Raw genomic sequence first — 21,277 nt, 5'->3', positions numbered from 1 at the left:
ACAATGAAGAAATATATTCTACCTTTTATGTCCATTGCCATGCTGATGGCAATGGCAAGTTGCTCATCGTCAGACGATGAAGTGGCAGAAATCAAAGAAGAAAGCAAGTTAGTTCCAATGACTTTCACTGCCACACAAGAATCAAATGTTGGTACTCGTACGGCTCTTAATGCTGGCACTGTCGATTGGCAGACAGGTGATAAGATTAGTGTATTTGATGGTCAAGGTAACCGGACGTTTACATTAACAGAAGATGTTGAAGACGGAAAATTTTCTGGCACTGCATCGTCAGAAGCAACATCTTTCACTGCTGTTTATCCATACACAGAAGGAGCTACACTTGAAAAAGATGGTAGTGTAAGTGGTATAACTCTTCCTGCAGAACAAACTGCAACTATTTGGAGTTTCGACCCAAAGGCAGCATTGATGATGGCTGTATCGACAAAAGACAAAAAGTATAATTTGGATTTCAAGAATGCCGTAAGTCTTATAAAGTTACAGATAGAGTTTCCTTGCAAGAAGATAGTGCTGACTGCAAACGAGGATATTGCAGGTACAGGAACTCTAACTTATAATAATGGTGAACCTTCAATCTCTTTTACGTCAAACCAATCGAAGACCATTACTTTGAAACCTGCTACAGGAAAATATCTTAAAAAAGGTGATCAGTATTTTATTGTAGTTCCTCCTATAACCTTGACAAAAGGTTTCAGCATTAGTTTCCATGCCTCTGAGGAATATTGTGTTTACACTCGAACAAGCACCAAAAGCAATACGTTTAATCGTAGTAAGTTTAAACACATCGGCAAATTTGAGACAACAGGCATATTTGATACAACAGGTAAAAAATTGGGGGAATGGACATATAATTCGCGTGGCATAGTAGATAAAAGTCAAGAACTTGATATGGGAGTGTTTCAAATTAATGGAAAAAACTATAGGTTAATATTCGCCAAATCCAACCTCACAAAAGATGGTCTTGCCACACATGAATATGATTTTGGTGATTACTTTGCTTGGGGAGCTACTGCGCCTTGGTTAACTTCTTATACTTATGATGGAAAAGGTTATGAAGATGCGAATTTTACTAATAAAATTTGGCAAAATGGCAAAGAAAAGGGATACACGACAGCCAATGCCCCATATTACAAAGGTACCAAATACGCGGAAGATGGAAAAAACCTTGAAGCAGCAGACGATGCCGCTCGTCAGATACTTAAAGGTGACTGGCAGATACCAACAAAAGAGATTTGGATGGCTTTGGAATATGCCAATCATGAACAGGTCTATTGGGGACCCGAGGGAAAATGGACCTTTGACCAAAGGGATGGAAGAATCAACGGAATTTCTATAGTCAGGAATGACGGATCTGGTCAGTTGCTCTTCTTGCCTGCAGCTGGCTACGTCTCTAGGACTGAGTTCATGGAAGTCGGCTCTATAGGCTACTACTTGTCAGCCACAGCCCGCTCGAGCGAACGCGCGTATCGCCTGAAATGCAAAGACAAAAATGTAACTCATAATGACTATAACAATCGCCAAAACGGTTGTTCGGTGCGCCCGGTGCGCTTGGTTGCAGTGGATTGAAACTTCAGCAATATTGGGTCATGGGGACAGGTACATTGGTTCACTCTTTAGGGTCGATGAACCTGTCCCCGATGATTCTTTTAACCCCTCTCAATATAACGTGATAGACTCCGCTATCTGAATGCTTTCTTGCTGTACGTGCCATTTCTCAATTGTATATAGATGGTTCAAGTACCTGTCCCCGATGATTCCCGAAATTACATCCAATCCTCAGAACCGCCCAATATGGTTTGTAGATGACCCTCTTTGGTTTGCAGATACCTCATTTTGTATTTCCAACACCCAACAACTGTTAAAAATCACCTCCAATTCCGCACATTTCTTCCAAAAGCCTTGCACAATCCAAATACATGTCTTACCTTTGCACCACAAGAACCCGCCAAGCCTCTCTACGATGCTTAAATCGGCGGGTCGTTTTATTTTTATACCAAGGGTCATGGGGACAGGTACATTGGTTCACTCTTTAGGGGCGATGAACCTGTCCCCGATGATTTAAATCTCAAGGCGTTCATCACATAGTGACGCCACTTTCTTTCTGTGGGTGATAAGTAGGATGGTGGTGGATGGACGGGCGGCGAAAAGGCGACTGAACAATTCTCGTTCCGTGTCCTCGTCGAGAGCCGAACTGATCTCGTCGAGCAAAAAGACGGCACCGGGTCGGAGAAGTCCGCGTGCTATGGCTATGCGTTGCGCCTGTCCCTCACTCAATCCTCCGCCATGTTCCGACAATACCGTGTCGATACCTTGCGGCAAGTCGAAGACGAAGTCGGCACACGATGTGTGAAGTGCAGTATGCAGTTCCTCGTCGGATGCATCCGGTTTTGCCATCAGCAGGTTATTGCGTATCGTGCCACTTATCAGAGTGTTTCCCTGTGGCACAAACACCACATTCTTCCTCATGCTCTTGTCGGCAGCATGAGTGAATCCATTCCCGTAGAATGTCACCTCTCCACTGTCGGGTTGTATGAAATTGAGTATGAGTCGGAAGAGCGTTGTCTTTCCTGCACCTGTTGTTCCGAGTATTGCGGTCTTGGTGCCCGGACGGAAGTCATGCGAGAAATTACTCATCACCTCCCTGTCGCCCTTGGCATATCGGAATGTCACGTTGTCCATGCGTATGCCAAGCAATGTGCGGGTAGTGATGTCTTCGCCGTCGCATGATTGCTTCTCCTCGCCATGTTCCATCTCCTTCAGCCGGTCGATACTGGCAGTGCTGTATATGATTGACGGAAATGCGCCGAGCAATGACAGGATAGGTTGTTGTATCTGTCCTACGAGTTGAAGGAAGGATGTCATCACTCCGAAGGTGATTGCCCCCGTGCGCAGTCCGTAGGCTCCCCACACAAAGGCGAGCATATATCCCAAGCCGAATGTGCAACCAAGTGCAAACCGGCTGAACACCATAAACCGTGAACGACGGATATAGTTGGCGGTCTGCCTGTCCTGCAGTTCTTCCACCCTGTCCTGCATCCATCTCTCGCCCTGTAATGCCCTCAGCACAACATTCAATTCCACACTCTCCTGTATCCTCGCCATTATTCTGCTCTCATCCTCGCGTATCGAGAGAGTGATGCGTTTCAGTCGGTGGGAGATATACTTACCGATGATTATTGCGAGTGGAGTGATGAGAATGAGCGCCCATGCCAGTCGGCTGTCAAACCATCTCATCAGGAGGAACGCTCCAACCAGTTGTATAGTCATCACCACCACCTGCGGCAGTTGCACAGCCAATGTCTCGCTCACTGCATCTATGTCCTTGGCCATCCTCGAGGTGACGTCCCCCGAGTGTATATCATTGGCCTCAAACAATCGTCGGTTGAAGAGTTGCGAGAAGATAGCGAGACGCAGTTCCGCCACCTTCTTGATAAATGCCTTATTGGCAAGGTATTGGTTTAGTTGGCGTATGCTCACCCCCGCCACTACGGCAGCAGCTATGAGCAATGCCTGCACAGCCATCTCGCTCATGGTGCCCCTCATGGCTACGTCGTCGATGAGCCTCTTGCTCAGCCATACTACGCACAATGCAAGCCCTGTCTGCAGCAGTCCTGCCATTATGCGCACAAGGATATTCAGTCTTATGCCGCGCGAGTTGTCTATAAACCACCTTGCATACTTCATCTATCCACCACTCCGGTCTTTATCCATTCTTCCAGGATGGCCTCCACGTCATGTCGTGCCACCTCTTGTTCCACGTCGTATTCCTTGCACAATGCCAGTGTCAAGGAGTCGATGTCCGAATCCTCTTCGAGCTGTTCCCAAAGGTATGCCGCAGTGTCGTTGAGACTTATCAACCTGCCGAAATCCACGGCTCCAAGTCCTTCGCCCACCAGCACTTTCTCTCCGCATACTTCGCGGAGCACCATTCCGTCTTTCTTCTTCATATCTTCTAAATGATTAATTTCAATATGTATCGTCTTAAGGGCAATAGCGCCCACCATATTTCGGATGCCGTCTTGCGCCAACGGGTGTATAGATAATGACGCTTTTGATTACTGTCCACCACATGAGTGGCAATAGCCTTGACGTCGCCTATGGAGCAGTGTTCGCGTCCGACAAGATTTCCGTCGCCCATCAGCGTCACACTCTCGCCCTCAATCCTCTCTATGCGGTGGAGCACATATCGCCTGTTCTCCACCCATGCCAATGCCACGATGCCGCGCTTGAGCCCTGCAGGAGGAGCGAGTATGACACTCTCCTTGCCGCCGATGATAAACGGCAGCATGCTGCGCCCCGAAACAGGCAGAGTCACACTATATCCTTCGTTCATCAGTGCCACAGCCTCGTCAATTATCTTGTTGTCGTTCATATCGTTGAGCTTGTCATTTTCGCTGCCGCCTCGTCGGGCAGACAGTCCATGTGCCACATTCTTGCCGTTGCAGTCAGTGAGTTGAGTGCACGATGCAGTCCGTCGGCGATGTTCTTCTCCCACCTCTTTCCCGACACACTTGATGCCATGGTGGCGTATGCCTCGATGGGCGACATCCGTCGGATGGCGTTATGAGGTGCCTGGCGAAGCCTCACTATTGCACCCAAGGGATAATGCTCGTTGACATAACACGGAGTCTTTCCGCTCCATGGCGATCCATACACCTCCGCTTCCCCGTCAGCCTCTATCCTCACCACGGGATTATCGTCGTTTAGCAGTCGGCTACCTTCTATATATTTGAGCCACAAGCGGGTGTGAGTGCTCTTGCCCGTTCCGCTCGGTCCGAGGAACATATACGCCTTTCCCCCGCGACATACCACCGACGCATGAAACAGCAGTGTGTCCATTTCCGCCGTGGCAAGGGCAAATGCAATCATCATCGCGTTGTCGATAGCCAACTTGGGCAGTTCGCCAGTATATACCGTCGCCCTGCGATAGTCGCTGCCACATTCCATCCAGCCGGCCATCTTCCCGTGCGAGCGGAACACAAACAACGGATTTCCTCCCGAATGTCCGCATGCTATCTCGTCGCCCTCTTCCTCCTGTCGCCATTCCTCTGTCCAAGCCTCGGGTAGGAGAGCATTCTCGCGTATCACGACACTTATCAGCGGCTCCGACGGAGTCACCTCAAACGGACGGCAGTTGTCGAGCAATGCGAAGATGTCGTCCCCGGCAGTCAATGCCATCACATGTCGTGCCACACTATAATATCTTGTTGTCATTCTTCGTGAACATATCTTAGTGATAAACTTCTGTATTTAATCCTCTTGGGTATTGTGCGTATGATATAGATCACAAACTTGACATTAATCCACAGACATTCCTGGAATGAGAATCCCATCAGCCTTATCGGTATCAGTATGCCACTGATTACGGTTGGCCAGTATCCCTTTCGGCGGTTTTCGTGATACCACCCAAAGTTTCCGCTCTTAAATGCCTCGTCGAGCATACATCTGCCACGCCTTTCATCCTTCGGGCATATCATCCTGTCGCTCTCCATTGAGAACAGTTCGCTCATCATCCACATCACCGCTCCTGCCGTTTTCCGCAGTCCGAACCTTGACAGTTGGGAGGCTACAAATCGCCGGTCTTCCTCAGATGAAATCTTCATCAGCATATAGTAATCCACGATATGCCTCAGTCCGATGCCTCCCGAGAGGAAATGCCTTTGTATATGCGCCATCTGCATGATCAGGGCGAATCTGCAGGTGGGCACGTCAAAGCCTTCGGGACAACTCTCCGACAGCAGGATTTCCTTTTCGAGAAACCGTTGCAGTCGGCGGTTGGTGATGGGGTTGTAATTACCCGACGATGGTCGGAAGTGCACCTCCACCGCGATACCGCTTGCGTTTTTATTCAGGTGCACATGATGATACGACACGGTGTCCTTTGTGTCCAGAACGCCCTCGTCGCCCAGCAGTTTCACGACGCTGTCCCTGCCGCCTTCCACCCATATATCAATGTCTCCGGGTTGCCGTTCGTCGGGGTGAGGATACAGTCGTGCGTTGGCTTGTCCTTTCAGTATTGCCGTCTTCCGTCCTCTTTCGCCAAACCATCGCGTTAGCCTTGCAGCCTCTGCGTTCATCTTAGCGTTGAATCTGCGTATAGCTTCGGCTTTCAGGGTCCATTCCATCAGTAGCGGTTTGGGTATGCCAACGTCGCCACTCATCCGATTTACCACACAATATATCACCCCAGTGAGCGTTTGTTGGCATATCTGTATATAAACCTCCTTCCACTCCCTTTCCGGGAGTGTCATTGGCTCATAAGGTTCGCAGCCCACAGCCATTCTCATCAGCCGTATCAATGTCCACTTTGTGTCATTCATTTCTCATCTGCATATAATTGACTGCAAAGATAAAACTTTTATATGAAATCAGCAGAATAAATCCACGGAAATTTTGCATATTGAGATTTATTTGTTACCAAAACTGCAAGGGATTGAAGAAGGTTGCCATAGGTCAGCAGTATAAAGCCAATCCCAACGAATTGTTTATACTGTTTAATGGTTGCTCGTTTGTTAGTCCACGCATGATGAAGGTACCAGCCTGTGTGACTTTTCTGTGGCTTACAAGGTGACGGTCACTGTTGCCGAAGGTGCACTCAGTCCGCCCATAGGGTTGGCTGCGCGCACGCTGTAGATTCCAGCTTGCTTTGCAGTATAGGTGGGTTGTTCGGTGAAATCGATCACGTTGCCATCTTTACAGATGGCCCACAACCATGTGTCGTAACTCTTGCTCCATGTCAGTACACCGGCGTTGACGCGGATGTCAACAGGAATAGCAGCTTGTTTGGTATCATCGGTAGGTTGCCAGTCGCCAAACATACGGTTCATGTTGCTGTAGGTATCAGCTTCTTTTTCTGTCAGTGTGGGATTGTTTTCATGGCTATTGGCAAAGATGGTCTTGCGTCCAGCGGTTTCGATGGTCACTCCGTTGCAGTCTCTTGAGTTCCATTCTGCAAAGCGTGCAGGCCATCCGTCATGCATCTCGTTCCATCCCAGAGTGGTAGGTTTCACATTCATTCGTGTGTCGATAAACACGGCAACAGGTGTTGCCTTGCCCCATGGGCGCCCCAAGGTGTAGGTGCCATCGACGTCGTTGCCTGATGCGCTGATGGTGCAGTTTTTGAACACCCAACCTACGTTTCTCGGTTTCGACGGTACTGCAGTATATCCACCGGCAATCTGTAGCAGTTCCAACTGGTTGAAATAGGCATCTCCTTTACCGCAGAGATAGTCTGTACGTCCGCGCACCTGACCGCCCTCAAAGTAGTAGAGTCCTTGTTCGTTGCTACTGGTCCATGTGTCTTGGTAGCCATAGAGCAGGGTGTTCTTATAGATGGTGTTGGTGGCACAGTCATAGACAGCGAGGTTGCGTCCGAGTCTGTCGTCGATGCCACTTTTGATGGTGATGTCTTGGAAATAGGTGCCAACGGCAGCGTCTGTCAGTTGGAAAACAGGACTATAGCGTATGGTTTCGTATTTGTGGGCAGTGCCAAACGGACCTTTGAAGAGCATGTTCGAATCGTTGGAGATGTCTTGTGTGATGATGGTGGCGTCGCGGTCTTCACCAATCAGCGAGAGGTTGGCAGCGGTGATATAGGTGATAGGGTCGGGCAGATCGCCTTCCCACAATACGGTGGTGCGGTCTTTTCCCGTATGCTTATAGTGTTTCATTGCTCCTGTCGGCATTTTGTAAGTGCCTTTTTTTACCAAGATGCGGTAACGCGTCTGTTGGTCTTTGCGGCTGTTGGCAGCAGCAATAGCATGGCAGAGTTCGGCAGTTGTTGACACCACAGCATCATAGGCATGTTTGGCTTCTGTAGGAATCGTGATGTGTTTAGCCAAAATACCCTGCTCTTTCAGCAGTTGTGCGCAGAGTTGTGCAGCAGCCATAGCACCTTTTTTGTTATAGTGCGTCTTGTCGGTGGTAGTACCTTTGTCGAAGAGTGCCGCATAGCATGCGTCAAAACTGCCGTATTGCTCGTAGAGGTTTTTGGTGGCTGTGGTCATATCCACAAAACTGATATGTTCCTCTTTAGCCAACTGTCTCATGTGGTAGGGATAGTCCATGTCATGGTTGTCGCTGTCAATGTGTTGCTGGGTCATGATAGTATCTTGGTGCAAAGCATCAAACTTATCGCCCAAATCGTGTTGTCCGGCACGTGTTATCTTGTGGTCAGCACCGAAATAACATCTGCATACGGGTGATATAAGCACAGGAGTTGCACCTTTTGCCTTTACCTCTCTGATGATTTTTCTCAACCATTCTTTATAGGTGGAGTGGGGGATGGTGCCTCGTTTGTCCTTTCTTACAGTAGCCAACTGTGCATCGTTTCCCTGTGTAGCATAGAAGGTCTGAAGTTCTTGGTTGTCCATGCCGTTGAACTTCTCATCGTTGTGTCCAAACTGTATGAGCACATAGTCGCCAGAGCCCACGCTATCCTTGGCATTCTGCCATAGCTCGTTATATCCGGCACGCGAGTCTCTTCCGCCTTTTGCATAGTTGAGGCTCACCCATCCATGGGTAAGGAAATTGCCGAAATACATACCCCATCCACGCATTTTTGTCGTGTTGACGTCGTAGGGGGCCATAGTGGAATCGCCCAGTGTGAATACTTTCTTGGCAGCCTGAATGTTGCATCCCAAGAGGATGGCGATGATGCAGACTGCCACCCTTGTCAGTTGTTGTTTCATGTTGTTGATTTGTCTTTTTAGTAGTTTTCTATTGCAAAGGTACGATTAAGTGAGCAGAATACAAAAAGAAAATTATGTTTTTCTTTTTGTATTATCGAACGCGAGTACCTAAGACCGACAGGTCAAAGGTACGATTAAGTGAGTAGAATACAAAAAGAAAATTAAGTTTTTCTTTTGTATTATCGAACGCGAGTACCTAAGACCGACAGGTCAAAGGTACGATTAAGTGAGCAGAATACAAAAAGAAAATTATGTTTTCTTTCTGTATTCTTAATACTCCACTCTTACGTTGTCCACCCAAAGGGTGTTGTCCACCGAACCGATATAGGCACCACCGTGGCTGGAGTCAAACTGCAGAATCATGTGGGTAGGTGCTTCGTTGGCAGTAGCCCATCCTATTTCCTTCACAGGCATCATCTTGCCTTTCGAGTTTTTCGCCCATTTTATGTCATTTCCTGACAATAGTCCCATATAGGGTTTGTAGAAATGCTGTCGGGTGATGTCACCGTAGTGGATGGGAAAAGATGCATTCTCCACCCATCCGTTGGTAGTTTTGGCAAAGCGCACCACCATAGTGCCTACACGTTTAGCCCAGATGTTGCCTTTGGCATCCTCCCATCGCTTTTGTAGCAAACAGACGCAGTCTGCCATGTCGATGCCTGCCACGGTTTTCACTTTGCTGAATCCCGTTTCCTTGATGCGGTTGGGGTGTCCCGATAGTTGCACCCGATAGTCGAACACCAGTGCTTTGGGTTTTCCGGTGAATTTCATACCCGCATCGAGTTTTGCCATAGGGTTTGAGGTCGAAGTTATGGGTTCGAGGGTTTCGCCGAGGAAGATGCTTCCAGCAGCTAATACTTTGATGTTGACTATGCCCAACACCTTACACGTCTCGATGTGTGTCACCAGTTTGGCACAAAAGCCATGTCCCGGATGACTGTCTCTATAGACCGATACGTTGGTTTTGGTAATGCCCGACACCTTCGCCATCACGTTTGACGTACCCCAAGGCGAACCGCCCCAGTTGGTGTATGGTGCATTCTGTTTCCACGTTTTGGCAGGCGCTATCTCGTAGAGGGTTTTGGTGTTTCCACCAATGATAGCACTCTCTTTCACATGGCGTGTCACCCATTGGTTCATATCACCATATTTAATAGGTTGAATGTTCTGGCCGTTAGCATCTGTCGTAGCGGTCAAAGTCAGCGCCAATATGGCGCCCGCTTTCATGAGTATGGCCTTTGTCATTTTATGATGTGTTTAAGTTTCAAGAGTCTTATATCCGTTTCCTGCATACATTCCTCGTAGGTTCTTGGCGTGTTGTGGTCGTCGAGGAAGAAGCGTTTCTGTTGGGGCATAAACCGCCGACTTGCCAGCGACAGCGTATCGTTGCGGTAGGTTGTTGCCACGTGGCCCAAGGTCAGCAGCGTGTGAAACACACAGTTGCTGGATGCTGGCAACTGGCTGTTGCGATGCAGCGCATCAGCCTCGTTGGGAAATTGTTTGGTGTAAACCTCAGAAGTCCATATCACCATCGGCACATGCAGTTGGTAGAATGACGGATAGGGTGAGGCATGGAGGAATAGTTTGCGGCTATCGTCGAAGATGTCTTCTCCGTGGTCTGAGGTAAAGAGCATGGCAGTAGCGCCTCCTCGCTGTTGAGCCAATCTGATGATACGGTGTAATAGCCAGTCGGTGAAACGTATGGAATTGTCGTAGGCGTTTACCATCATCTGTCGGTATTGTGGTTTTGCTCCATTGTAAGAATCGGGCAGAAAGTGTGCCATCAACTTCGGATAGCGGTCGGTATAGTCGAAGTGTGAACCATAAGTATGTACCACGACAAAGAGTTTGTGATAGTCTTTTGCCAGTTGTTTTCGGAGTGGAGTCAGCACATCGCTATCTGTTGTCATGGCTTTACTGCCTCCATTGGCTGTATCGTGCAGGAAGATGCAGTCGTCAGCCTGTTCGCCGAGGAAGTCAATAAACGAGTGGTTGCGCTGTTGGTTGGAGATGTATGCGGTGTGCCATCCTGCTTCTCGGAAAGCCTGCATGATGCCTTTGGTACGAAACAGGATATTGAAATCCTCTGCCGATGCCAACGACAGCAGTATCGGCACACTCTTATGGGTCGTGTTGCTTTGACTCATATAGTTGGAAAACACCGTCAGTCCTTGCTGTTTTGTCAGCAATGGGTTGGTGGGGCGGTGGTAGCCATAGAGTTGCCAGTTGTCGGATCTGCTTGTTTCACCCACCACACAGACAATCGTTTGGCGTGTAGTATCTGTCGGGTCTATCGTACTCTTGGCATTGAAAGTGAAATGGTCAGAAGTCTTATGGTATTCTGCCGATGCCTTCTCTCGACCGAATGCTAAGGTGCAATTGTAGCAGGCATTCAGTGGGAAAATGCTGTTGGTAGGTATAAAGTCTGTGGAGATTGTCACCGTTGTGGTCAGTAGAATAGCCGCCACAGCCATGATGAATCCACTCTTTCTCCAGTGTTTCACGAATGTATGGTCTAAATCCCTTTTCTTCGTCCATAGCGTGATGGCGAGGATGATGGTAGGTACATAGATGATGACCACCCAACCGATGGCAGGCAAAAGTTGTGAGAGAAGTTCGCCCACCTCGTCTCCATTGGTAGTGACGAGGTTGAGCCACATATCCACAGCAATAGGACCACGACCATAAAGATAGGTCAGTACCAGTTGGAAGGCACCCAGGAATAGGATGGGAAAGAGGAGTATGACCGTGCGACCTATACGTCGTCCCACGGTTAGTGCCAGTATATAGAAGGCTATTGGTGCGATGATATTCACCATGTTGCCCCACAGTCCAAGTCCTTCGGTATAGATCTGTATGATGTTAGGCAGGATGAGTACTGTGAGGAAGAAGTAAAACAGTTTGTTGATAGTCTTTTGTTTCATCATCAGAATGCCTCGTTGATATTGAATATGAATCCTGTGCCGTTACGACTGAAGCCATAGTCCAGTCGCACGTTGACTCCCTTCTTGAACTGCCAGCGGTAGCCTATACCTGCATTGGGTAAGATGCGGTTCAGACGCATCTCACTGTAACGAGGGAATACCTCTGCGGCACCCAACCATACGACGATGCCGTTGCGATGCCATACATGTTGTCGCAGTTCTATCTGTGCGTCTATCACGTTTTTGTCGCGATAGCGTCCTTCGTAGTAGCCACGCATTCTTCTGCCTGATCCTACTTCAGAGAGCGATGACCAAGGCACCTCACCTGTTGTCTGTCGGGTGTGTATTTCTGCTGCTATGATGGCGCCACGCCATGCTTTGCGGTAGGTGGCAAGTTGCAGTTCTGCCGAATAGTAGGTGTGCTTATTGCCCAACATAGTGGGCGATGTCATGAGGTCGAGTTGTAAGAACCAACCTTTGGAGGCGTTGAGGATAAAGTCTCGAGAGTCTAAAGTATAGCTCAATCCCACACCGATGTCGTTGACCGTCATGGGTTGACCTTCAAGCAGTTGTGGTGCGCGGTCTTTCAGTTTATAGGCATGCACCAGTTGGTAGCGCACGATAGGACCTACATACGAATATCGGTTCAGGCGTGCCAACAGTCGTGTCATCACTTCCAGTTTGTCGTGACTGTATTTGCTTTTGTTGTCATCGTTGTCGCTCTGTGGATAACTCAATCCCCAGAGATACGACGGGAAGGTATAGGCATATAAGGTATAGTCCAGTCGGAAGTGGCGTTTGGGGAAGAAGTGGTTGCCGGAAAGTCCCACCATCATAAAGGCTTTGGTAGTGATGTCGCCGTAGAGTGAAGCGTTGGACCGTTCCAACAGCGAGTCGCTGCGGTCGGCACTATAGGTGGCAGAAGCTACAATGCCAAGTCCCAGTCCTGTCTCGTTATTGTAGTGTGGTCCGCCGAGGATGCCGAAGTCAATCTTCTTGTTAGGGTCTGGTTTGTCGCTCTCTGCCAGATATTGCATCAGTTTGTCCACCAGTCCTTTCTTCCGTATTGTGTTGCTGTCGTTTTGTAGGACGGTGGCAGCGTCAGTATCTGTGTTTTGTGCTGTCGTTTGCATTGTAGTCATCGCCATGCAGAGCGTCAACAGGAAAACAAATAGCTGTTGGAAACTATGTCTTTTTGTTCTTTTCATCAGTATGTCTTATATCATTTTGCCGTATTGCAGATCCTTTGTGCAATCGGCAGAAAGCTGACTGCAAATATAGCGTTTTCTTTTCATATCTGTCACAATCCTCTGCTTTTCTTTTCTAAAAACATCCTTTTAGAACAAGAATAGCGTAAAGTCGAATGATGTTTCGCCATTACGCGTACCAAACTCTATTGACCGATTAGGATTAGACAAATAGTGGCAGACCCTGTTGGTCTGCCACTATAATAGTATGATGATGAAGGATTGTGGTTACCATGCAGAACCCACAGAGATGTTGCAAATATAGTGTATATATTTGACAAACAACCATAAAGTCATGATAAATTCGTATGTGTGATTCCCTCCTATTTATTATCAGGATGATAGAAAGTGATGAGCGGTTAGCCTTGCTCAGCCATAAATGCCATCACCTTTTTAACCTTTTCCACATCTGTGGCACGTCCAGTGCGCAGTGAACCATGAATCTCTGTAGCTCCTGTGGCTTGCAGGATGATGGGTGCACTCACTTCTGTAACACCTGAACCACATAGGATGTTGAACGGATGACCATATTTCACAGACAGTTCTTTGGCTTTCTCTACGAGTTGACGGAGTAGGGGAATACCTTCTTCCGCTGTGGGTTGCTGACCCGATGTGAGCATACGAACGCATCCCATGGCAGCAATCTGTTCGATAGCCTCCATCGGGTTACGGCATCTGTCGAAAGCACGATGGAAGGTCACTTCGCAAGAGAAGGTGCCGTCTGGTTGGCGCACCATGTCCATCCATTTGCGACAAGCCTCCAAGTCGATGTCACCCTCTTTGGTGAGTGCTCCAATCACGATACCGTCAGCTTTTTCGTCGATGATAGCCATGCGTATGTCTTCTGCCATCTGTTCCACTTCGTCATCGGTATAGACGAAATCACCGCCACGTGAACGAATCAATACCTGCACACTCAAACCGCCTTCATGACAGCATTTTACCGCCTGACGGGTCAGTTCGCGATCGGGAGTCAGTCCGCCTACTTCCAAATTGCGACACAGTTCTATACGATTGCCACCGCCAAGGACAGCAGCCTCTACGCTCTCGATGTTTTCACAGCAAAGTTCTAATATCATATTTTTATTGAATGAATAGTGAATGCTCATGAATAGACCACAGCGTTATTGTGCACTCTGATGGGAAGTGGCATTTGAGTTGATTTCGCTGTCGTCGAGTTGTAAGTCGCCCTTCACACTGTGTTGACTGGTGCGGAAGAGTACGTTCACCTTCTTGGTCTCTCCTGCCTTCAACGAGAACATGGTGCTATGGGTAAGCACATCGCCGCCTTTCAGTCGAGTGCCCGTGGTGAGTAGATAGTCGCCTTCAGGCAACATCAATCCTTCGCGGAATTTGCCTGTTACGGTAGGGTCATCGTCTGCATAGTCGAGTGGTGTGGGTCGTCCGTTGACCATTTTCGAAATGGTGTAGCCATGGTAGTACATGATGTCTTTCGGCACATCCAGTTGTAGTGTGCCCATTGCAACCTGTTCCACTTTCTCTTCTTTGTTAGCAAGTCTGAGCCATCCGCTTGTTGCTGTAGCGTTGTTGTCTGCCACCATTGCTTTGCCCAGTGGGTCGAGTTCCGCTTTCATGCCCAATGCCCGTGCGCCCGCAACGGTAAAGAGTTCGCGGCTTCGGTCGTTGCATCGTCTGCTGTTATAGATACCCACCACTGAGGTATAGAGCTGTTTTGGATTTTTGCTGTTATCTACAGCAATGTTTTGTTCCACCCAGTTGATCCATTCCTTAGCGGTCATCTTCGGCAGTTGTTTTTGCAGGAAAGCCACAAAGGGACGGAGGTGTTCGGTAGAGATGCGCACACCGCCACATTTTAGAGCCTCTTCGTTCATGAGGCAGGCATCGTGCAACACATCAATCGTCACGTCGCTTAGATCTTTCTCGTTGAGGCCTTTCAGCACGAGAGCCGTATGGGGGTGGTTCTCCTTGATGAATCGTTCTATTACCTTCCAGTTGCTACGCGCTTTGCGAAGCGTCTCGTCTTGTCCTTTGTAGAAAGTATGTTGCTGATAGGCAGCGCGTATGCTGTCTTCGCGCATCAGTCGTCTTCCATTTGCGCTGACTGTATCTACAATGCTGCGGTCAGGTTCTTGCAGTACAGTTGTCGGCACATGCCAGTCGTATTGCTCAGTCCATTCGCATCCTGTTTTGCGATTGGGGGTGATGGTCATGGTTGTGGTGTAGGCATCAGCCTTCATAGCTCCGTATCTATTGCCAGTGCTCACCCATACCTGCAGATCGCCGTATCCGGTTTGAAACGCAGCGCATCCTTCTGCATCTGTTTTTGCAGTATGCAAGGGATAAAACTCCGAATAGTTGTAGAGTCTGAAATCTACGGTGGCATTCTTGATGGGCGTTCCGTTCTCGTCCACCACTTTCACGTTGAGTGTCTTGACTGGAGCGTATGTCGTGGTGGTAGAGATGCTGTTGCCTTCATAGTCGAATGCCCTTACCAGCATGGCACGACTTGCCGCCCAGTTGAACCATCCTTTGTCGAGTGTGGCTTCAGGTTCGCATGCTCCCAAGAATCGCCATTTACCGTCAATCCACACCTCAACCCATGCATGATTGTCGTCGGTGTGTGCCCATCGTGGGCAATATACTTGTCGTGCAGGGATGCCCACGCTACGCATGGCAGACACAGTGAAGGTGCTCTCTTCGCCACAGCGCCCTATGCTGTTGCGCATGGTAGCCAGTGGTGCAGCGGTTCTGCCGTCGCTTGGTCGGTAGCTTACTTTCTCGTGACACCAGTGGTTGACTTCGAGTGCCGCCTCCTCCATAGTCATTCCTTTCAGTCGTGGCATCAGTTCTTTATAAATGGTGGCACGTGCTTCATCGAGTGCTTCGTTGTTGACACGCACGGGCAGTACGAAGTTTTGAAATTCCCATAGGGGTACGGTGTGTCCCCAGGACATGGTCTTTCTGGCTTTCAGTGCGAGTCGCACTTGGTTGCGCCAATAAGATTTGGGGTAATCCACGCTGTCGGGTGTGGGCATGTGCTGATAGAGGAAGTCAAGGCATTCGTTTTCGGTTTGTGCCATTGCGTTAGTTCCCAATGTCATCAGTGCCACTGTAGTAATCAGTAGGTGTTTCATCGTTTTCGTTGTGAAGTGATATTAGTCAATGGTGTCAGACAATACCCATTTACATGTGTCTTTACTGTGTTTGTTTTTTACTTCGATAGTGTTTACACCAGTGTCCAGTGTAACATTCTTCCATTGTAACACATTAACGTTGTCAGGAAATGCCTGTCCGTAAGACTTTCCATTGATATACAAGCTGGCAGGGCCGCTATTGCTAAATGCCTGTATAGTAGTGGTTTTACAGTTTCTTAGTGTATTTCTCTTTCCTGCAATGTACACAAATTGATCGTCTTTGTTCCAGTTGGCTTTGTAGAAATAATAAGCGTCCTTCTTTGTGCGCCTGTCGTAAGTTACCAGTCCCTTGTCGTTGCGACCAGGAATGGTGCCTTCTCTACGACCAGCAGAAGCAAAGTCGAACATACACCAAATAAAGTTGCACCATAGGTATGGGCGTTTCTGTAGTTCAGTCCAATTCCTGATGTGGTAATAGGTTTGCCAGTTTTCAGGATGCCATTGTCCTAATGGGTCTGGGTGAATTAATGAATCTGTTTGTTGGAATACGCATGCGCCTGCTCCATATTCGCTGATACCCATTTTCCTTTCTGGGTGTTTGCGGTGCTCGTTGTCAGCCCAGTTGCCAATTTCTCCCATTTTGTCGTCATACCATCCGAAATATTTGTTGAATGCAATCAAATCGGGTGTGCCGTTGAAATCATCATCTTGATTGCTTGCCCCCATTGTTGGGCGTGAAGGGTCTAATTGATGTGCCAAGTCATGGAGGTCTTTTGCCATTTTAGAAGGGCGGTCTAACCATCCAGAGTTGATTTCGTTGAAGAGTCCCCAAAACAAGATACATGGGTGATTGTAGTTTTGTAGTATCAGTTCTTTTAACTGCTGACGTAGGTTCTCGTCATAGTTGGGGTTTGTGACATATACATTGACGAAAGGAATTTCAGCCCATGCTACCAATCCGCGACGATCCATTTGTTGGTGTAGGTATTTGGATTGGGGGTAATGGCTGAGTCTGATAGCATTGCATCCCATCTCCTGAACGATATCCAAGTCCTCGTCATGGTTGTACTGATGGAGTGCTGTGGCAATTTCTGCCCTGTCTTGATGCATGTTAACCCCATTGAGTCGATATGGCTTTCCATTCAGAAAGAATCCTTTATCTGCATCTGCGTGATAATAGCGGAATCCTATTGCCTCCTGCCTCCTGTCTATTTCTCGTCCATTCTTTCGCAATATGACAACAGCCTGATACAGAAACGGATCTTTCACTCCATTCCACAAGTGAGGATTGTCTATTGTAGTGGTCATTACCACCTTGTTCCCTTCTGATATTTCGTTGCAGACCAAGCGACGAAGTTGTTTCCCCCTGTCGTATAACTGAAATTCCACTTCGCAACCATCCAGTGATGTTTCTTTTGAAGAAAGTAGAGTTTCTATCTTCAATGCGGCTTTCTTTTCTGTTACCTCTGTTTGAGTGAAAAACACACCAGAACTTGCATAATAGTCAGGTGCAATACAAACATCATCGGTCACTATCAGTTCTACACCACGGTATAGACCGCCAAAGATATTGAAGTCACCACATATAGGTGCAATATCCATAGTTGGCGCATTATTGACACGAATCTCCAATGTACTCTCCTTTCCTGGTTTGATAAAGTCGGTCAACTCAGCCACAAATGCCGTATATCCGCCTTTGTGTTGTGTCACAAAATGATGATCCACAAAGACATCAGCCACTGTTTGTGCAGCACCGACTTTCAGAAATATGCGTTTCCCTTGGTATTGGATAGGGAGTTGCAGTTTACGGGTGTAGTTACACAGTCCGCGATAGTAATCGGTGTTGCCAAACATTCCGTCCTCTGCATTCCATGTATGTGGCAGGTTTACTTTTGTCATTCCAGAAGAAGCTTGAAAGCCACGGTTGAAAAGCCATCCATCGTTTAATGGTATATTGACAGAAGCTGATATAGATACAGTGAAAGTTGTTCCAATTAGAAACAATAGGAATAATACTTTTTTCATGTTAGTGTGGTATGTTATTGTTGGAAAAGTAATAGTCTTATGCAAAGTTACACTATTTGTCTGTGAATACCAAGCATTCGTGTTTGTTTCTTTATCGTTTAGGTGTTTTTGGTTATTGATGATAAGAAACGAATAATTCCGATGACAAGAGATGGTGGAAAGACTCTTGCGGTTGTGAAGATATTATAAAATATGAGTGAGGATGATACAGGTTTACATGAAATGTTGTATCTTCGCCAATGAAAAAGCAAAGATAATAAAGATTGTAACGCAATGATAAAGAGAAAGAAAAGACGCTTCCGAGCCTCGGTTGCCATTGTTTTGATATTGGTGGCATTGATACTGGCAGGAGCCAGCAGTTATATGATCGACTATTCGTTGGGCTATCCACAACAAGAGCGTAACAGTGCCGAACATTGGCAAGACCGCATCAAAGACGAATGTCCGTGGACGACACACTGGATGGACTCTGTCTATCAGAACCACTGTGTGAAAGATACCTTTGTCACGATGCCATCGGGCTATCGTGCCCATGCCATCTACCTCTATGCGCCGAAACACACCAACCGCACGGCAGTGGTGGTGCATGGCTATAAGGTGAGGGCAGAGGGTATGCTCCATATTGCCTATCTCTACAATCATGATATGGGATTCAATGTGCTATTGCCCGACCTCTATGCCCACGGCGAAAGTGAGGGCGACCATATACAGATGGGGTGGAACGACCGTTGGGATGTGTTGCGATGGTCGGAAGTGGCTGATGGCATCTTTGCTGACGGGCAGTCAACGCGTCAGGTGATTCATGGCATTTCGATGGGTGCCGCTACGGTGATGGCACTATCTGGAGAGCAAACACCCGATAGAGTGGAGTGTTTCGTGGAAGACTGTGGCTACAGCTCGGTGAAGGATGAGTTTGCTGCACAGCTGAAAGACCAGTTTGGACTGCCCGCCTTTCCGTTGATGACTACCACGTCGTGGCTCTGCGAGGCACGTTATGGCTGGTCGTTTGACGAAGCCCGACAGATCGACCAGGTGCGCAAGAGTGTGAAACCGATGCTCTTTATCCATGGCGACTGCGATGACTTCGTGCCTTATCGCATGCTGAAACCCCTTTACGAGGCAAAGACACACGGTCGCAAAGCCATCTATGTGGCAACAGGGTCAGACCATGCGCATGCCTATCGTGACCATCATCAGGAATATACTCAGCGTGTGAGGGAGTTCGTGCTCAGCAATCTTTTGAGCAAGAAGGTGAGAAAGTAGGGAAACGTATAGAATTTCCCATTGAATCCTATGTTCTTGTTGCAGAGTTTGATGCCGTAACGGATGTCGGGATATTTTCCATCTTGCGCTGTCAGTTTTGACAGTGATTTAGTGGCATTGTCAGTGGCTTTAACCTCTACGGGGATGAGTGATTTGGCATCGCGGATAAAGAAGTCCATCTCAATAGTGGATTTCTCATTGCGATAGAAATACAGGTTGTATCCTTGTTTGACAAGCATATCGCTCACGATGTTTTCATAAATAGCACCTTTGTATGTGCCATAGTTTTTGTTTGTCCTTAGGTCTTCTTGTGATTCTTCGTCGAGTGAGGCAACCAACAATCCTGTGTCTTTATAATAGAGTTTATAGGTTTTGGGATCATAATTGCCTTTTAGTGGAAGGGTAAGTTGTGACAAACAATAGCATACGTTGATGATACCGGCATTGCGCAACCATTCAATGGTTCCCACATATTCTCTGTTTCTCGCTCCACGGGCAATTTTACTTATTTGGAATTTCTTATTGTCTTGTCCAAGGAATACGGTGATGTGGTCATAGACATTCTTGATTCTGCCTTTGTCGAGTCCGTGTGCATATTTGGTAATGTCTTCTTCGTAGTCGAGCAGAAGTTGTTGCTGCATTTTGAGTGTGCCACTGAAGTTATTGTTAGAGACAAACTGGTTGACCACAGCAGGCATGCCGCCAATGGTCATGTATTCACGGAATATCTTCTCCAGAATATCCATCTCTATACGAGTAAGTGGAGTGACGGTAGTCATTTTGTCGTATAGACTATTTATGAAAGAGAAGTCATAACCTTTTGCCCACAAAAACTCTTCGAAATCCATGGAATGCATGGTGTAATCTTCTTTATATCCTACACTATTTGATTCTATTTCCTGATAGTTGATGCCCATCAGCGAGCCAGAGCAGATAACATCATATCTGCCGTCTATCTTAAAGGCTTTCAGACTGGTGGCGCAGGCTGGGCAGTCTTGCATTTCATCGAAGAAAATGAGCGTGTTTGTAGGTTCAATCTTCAGAGAAGGATCGATAAGTGTTAGATTTCTGATGATGTCATCCACCTCGTAACCTTCTTCGAATATTGCTTTGTATTTGGGTTGCAATACGAAGTTGATGGCTACTACATTTTTGTAGTTGCTATGGGCAAATTGCAAGATAGAAGCTGTCTTTCCCACTTGTCGTGCACCTTTGACGATAAGAGGAAGTCTGTTCTCGTTTTTCTTCCATTCTTTTAGAATGCTGTCAATCTTTCTTTGCAAAAGCTTCATAATCAATACTTTTTGGTTCTATTTTGTTTGCAAAGATACTTGTTTTTCACAAAATTCCCAAGCGTTTTGGCTATAAAATCACAAAATTCCATAGTTTTTTGGTGTATTTCTCACAAAATTCCATGGTTTTTAGGCTATAAAATCACAAAATTCCATAGTTTTTAGACTATAAAATCACAAAATTCCATGGTTTTTAGGCTGTAAAATCACAAAATTCCTAAGCATGTTTCTGCCATACAGCCTGATGCGTAATAGCTGCTTGTTTTCTTAGTATGCTGCAAAAGCTATATATTTGGAGAAAAAAAGCAAAGGATGCGTTTCCTATGAATAGGGACCTTCGCGTGCATGCGCACACGCGATGTCGCACTTTTGTTACCACTCGACCACCAGACTGGGCTAAAACATTGAAGGAGAATGAAATGCCCTGTGTGGTCGAATGGCGGAAACTGTGATTTTCGACCACACATCGACCACCAAAATCAGATTTAGGGAGAGATCCTCGATGTCCTGTTTTGTTTGAAAAAAATGATTGATTCTGAAGATGGAGAAAAAGCAAAGCCGAAAAAAAATATTGGAAAACTCTTGCATTCGCTCATCAAATTTATTATCTTTGTAGGCGGAAAAACACATCACGCCCTATCAGCCTAACGGGCATGAACCAGATAACGAGAAACACATTTTTTAATTTAATAACTTAATAAT

16 protein-coding genes are annotated in these 21,277 nt (G+C 47.1%); 3 read left to right on the top strand and 13 right to left on the bottom strand.

What is annotated here, in order from left to right; genetic code table 11:
* Positions 1-3: 3 nt before the first annotated feature.
* Positions 4-1,584, top strand: a complete 1,581-nt coding sequence (locus CIK89_RS06625; protein ID WP_094390606.1) for a hypothetical protein — start codon at positions 4-6, stop codon at positions 1,582-1,584.
* A 492-nt stretch (positions 1,585-2,076) separates the two neighbouring features.
* On the opposite strand, the gene CIK89_RS06620 is transcribed toward CIK89_RS06625, so the two are convergent.
* The 12 genes from CIK89_RS06620 to CIK89_RS06565 all read right to left on the bottom strand — a co-directional run bounded on the left by CIK89_RS06620 (position 2,077) and on the right by CIK89_RS06565 (position 18,020).
* Entirely contained in the window at positions 2,077-3,702 is a 1,626-nt protein-coding gene (locus tag CIK89_RS06620; RefSeq protein WP_094390605.1) for an ABC transporter ATP-binding protein, read from the bottom strand.
* On the bottom strand, positions 3,699-3,965 hold the full coding sequence (locus tag CIK89_RS06615) for a PqqD family protein (RefSeq protein WP_094390604.1): 267 nt from the start codon (positions 3,963-3,965) through the stop codon (positions 3,699-3,701). The genes CIK89_RS06620 and CIK89_RS06615 overlap by 4 nt, the downstream gene beginning before the upstream one ends.
* Positions 3,966-3,970: 5 nt before the next feature.
* Positions 3,971-4,447, bottom strand: coding sequence for a S24/S26 family peptidase (locus CIK89_RS06610; protein WP_254046634.1), 477 nt, complete (start codon positions 4,445-4,447; stop codon positions 3,971-3,973).
* Positions 4,387-5,232 carry a hypothetical protein gene (locus CIK89_RS06605; protein WP_094390602.1) on the bottom strand — a complete coding sequence of 282 codons (846 nt, stop codon included), beginning with the start codon at positions 5,230-5,232 and terminating at the stop codon, positions 4,387-4,389. The genes CIK89_RS06610 and CIK89_RS06605 overlap by 61 nt, the downstream gene beginning before the upstream one ends.
* Positions 5,229-6,338: a nucleotidyltransferase family protein gene (locus tag CIK89_RS06600; protein ID WP_094390601.1), complete on the bottom strand. Its 1,110-nt coding sequence runs from the start codon at positions 6,336-6,338 to the stop codon at positions 5,229-5,231. Before CIK89_RS06600 ends, CIK89_RS06605 begins: the two co-directional genes overlap by 4 nt.
* Positions 6,339-6,578: 240 nt before the next feature.
* A complete protein-coding gene (locus CIK89_RS06595; RefSeq protein ID WP_094390600.1) occupies positions 6,579-8,708 on the bottom strand; it encodes a pectinesterase family protein in 2,130 nt (709 codons plus the stop codon).
* A gap of 270 nt (positions 8,709-8,978) precedes the next feature.
* Positions 8,979-9,953: a PCMD domain-containing protein gene (locus CIK89_RS06590; RefSeq protein WP_094390599.1), complete on the bottom strand. Its 975-nt coding sequence runs from the start codon at positions 9,951-9,953 to the stop codon at positions 8,979-8,981.
* Entirely contained in the window at positions 9,950-11,635 is a 1,686-nt protein-coding gene (locus CIK89_RS06585; protein ID WP_094390598.1) for a phosphoethanolamine transferase, read from the bottom strand. Before CIK89_RS06585 ends, CIK89_RS06590 begins: the two co-directional genes overlap by 4 nt.
* The gene (locus tag CIK89_RS06580) at positions 11,635-12,840 is read right to left on the bottom strand and encodes a BamA/TamA family outer membrane protein (protein WP_094390597.1); all 1,206 of its coding nucleotides are present in this window, start codon (positions 12,838-12,840) and stop codon (positions 11,635-11,637) included. Before CIK89_RS06580 ends, CIK89_RS06585 begins: the two co-directional genes overlap by 1 nt.
* Positions 12,841-13,238: 398 nt before the next feature.
* On the bottom strand, positions 13,239-13,958 hold the full coding sequence (locus tag CIK89_RS06575) for a copper homeostasis protein CutC (RefSeq protein WP_158214984.1): 720 nt from the start codon (positions 13,956-13,958) through the stop codon (positions 13,239-13,241).
* A 45-nt stretch (positions 13,959-14,003) separates the two neighbouring features.
* Positions 14,004-15,995 carry a transglutaminase domain-containing protein gene (locus CIK89_RS06570; RefSeq protein WP_094390595.1) on the bottom strand — a complete coding sequence of 664 codons (1,992 nt, stop codon included), beginning with the start codon at positions 15,993-15,995 and terminating at the stop codon, positions 14,004-14,006.
* Between the two features lie 21 nt (positions 15,996-16,016).
* On the bottom strand, positions 16,017-18,020 hold the full coding sequence (locus tag CIK89_RS06565; protein ID WP_094390594.1) for a glycoside hydrolase family 2 protein: 2,004 nt from the start codon (positions 18,018-18,020) through the stop codon (positions 16,017-16,019).
* A gap of 273 nt (positions 18,021-18,293) precedes the next feature.
* Between CIK89_RS06565 and CIK89_RS06560 the strand changes: the two genes are divergently transcribed.
* A complete protein-coding gene (locus tag CIK89_RS06560) occupies positions 18,294-19,283 on the top strand; it encodes an alpha/beta hydrolase (protein ID WP_094390593.1) in 990 nt (329 codons plus the stop codon).
* Here the strand turns inward: CIK89_RS06560 and CIK89_RS06555 are convergent.
* Positions 19,226-20,575: an ATP-binding protein gene (locus CIK89_RS06555; protein ID WP_094390592.1), complete on the bottom strand. Its 1,350-nt coding sequence runs from the start codon at positions 20,573-20,575 to the stop codon at positions 19,226-19,228. The genes CIK89_RS06560 and CIK89_RS06555 overlap by 58 nt on opposite strands.
* A 525-nt stretch (positions 20,576-21,100) precedes the next feature.
* On the opposite strand from CIK89_RS06555, the gene CIK89_RS13915 reads away from it, so the two are divergent.
* Positions 21,101-21,223, top strand: a complete 123-nt coding sequence (locus CIK89_RS13915; protein WP_256387817.1) for a hypothetical protein — start codon at positions 21,101-21,103, stop codon at positions 21,221-21,223.
* Positions 21,224-21,277 lie beyond the last annotated feature (54 nt).

The organism is Prevotella sp. P4-119 (genome assembly GCF_002251345.1).
Taxonomy (GTDB): Bacteria; Bacteroidota; Bacteroidia; order Bacteroidales; family Bacteroidaceae; genus Prevotella.
The sequence above is the reverse complement of the archived record's forward strand: the minus strand, read 5'-3'. Positions and strand labels throughout refer to the sequence as shown.

Bases quoted from the DNA above. Each gene is read 5' to 3' on its own strand.
- CIK89_RS06565 (WP_094390594.1), bottom strand. From the start codon at position 18,020: ATGAAAAAAGTATTATTCCTATTGTTTCTAATTGGAACAACTTTCACT.
- CIK89_RS06580 (WP_094390597.1), bottom strand. From the start codon at position 12,840: ATGAAAAGAACAAAAAGACATAGTTTCCAACAGCTATTTGTTTTCCTG.
- CIK89_RS06600 (WP_094390601.1), bottom strand. From the start codon at position 6,338: ATGAATGACACAAAGTGGACATTGATACGGCTGATGAGAATGGCTGTG.
- CIK89_RS06595 (WP_094390600.1), bottom strand. From the start codon at position 8,708: ATGAAACAACAACTGACAAGGGTGGCAGTCTGCATCATCGCCATCCTC.
- CIK89_RS13915 (WP_256387817.1), top strand. From the start codon at position 21,101: ATGATTGATTCTGAAGATGGAGAAAAAGCAAAGCCGAAAAAAAATATT.
- CIK89_RS06575 (WP_158214984.1), bottom strand. From the start codon at position 13,958: ATGATATTAGAACTTTGCTGTGAAAACATCGAGAGCGTAGAGGCTGCT.
- CIK89_RS06570 (WP_094390595.1), bottom strand. From the start codon at position 15,995: ATGAAACACCTACTGATTACTACAGTGGCACTGATGACATTGGGAACT.
- CIK89_RS06625 (WP_094390606.1), top strand. From the start codon at position 4: ATGAAGAAATATATTCTACCTTTTATGTCCATTGCCATGCTGATGGCA.
- CIK89_RS06620 (WP_094390605.1), bottom strand. From the start codon at position 3,702: ATGAAGTATGCAAGGTGGTTTATAGACAACTCGCGCGGCATAAGACTG.
- CIK89_RS06560 (WP_094390593.1), top strand. From the start codon at position 18,294: ATGATAAAGAGAAAGAAAAGACGCTTCCGAGCCTCGGTTGCCATTGTT.
- CIK89_RS06615 (WP_094390604.1), bottom strand. From the start codon at position 3,965: ATGAAGAAGAAAGACGGAATGGTGCTCCGCGAAGTATGCGGAGAGAAA.
- CIK89_RS06585 (WP_094390598.1), bottom strand. From the start codon at position 11,635: ATGATGAAACAAAAGACTATCAACAAACTGTTTTACTTCTTCCTCACA.
- CIK89_RS06590 (WP_094390599.1), bottom strand. From the start codon at position 9,953: ATGACAAAGGCCATACTCATGAAAGCGGGCGCCATATTGGCGCTGACT.
- CIK89_RS06555 (WP_094390592.1), bottom strand. From the start codon at position 20,575: ATGAAGCTTTTGCAAAGAAAGATTGACAGCATTCTAAAAGAATGGAAG.
- CIK89_RS06605 (WP_094390602.1), bottom strand. From the start codon at position 5,232: ATGACAACAAGATATTATAGTGTGGCACGACATGTGATGGCATTGACT.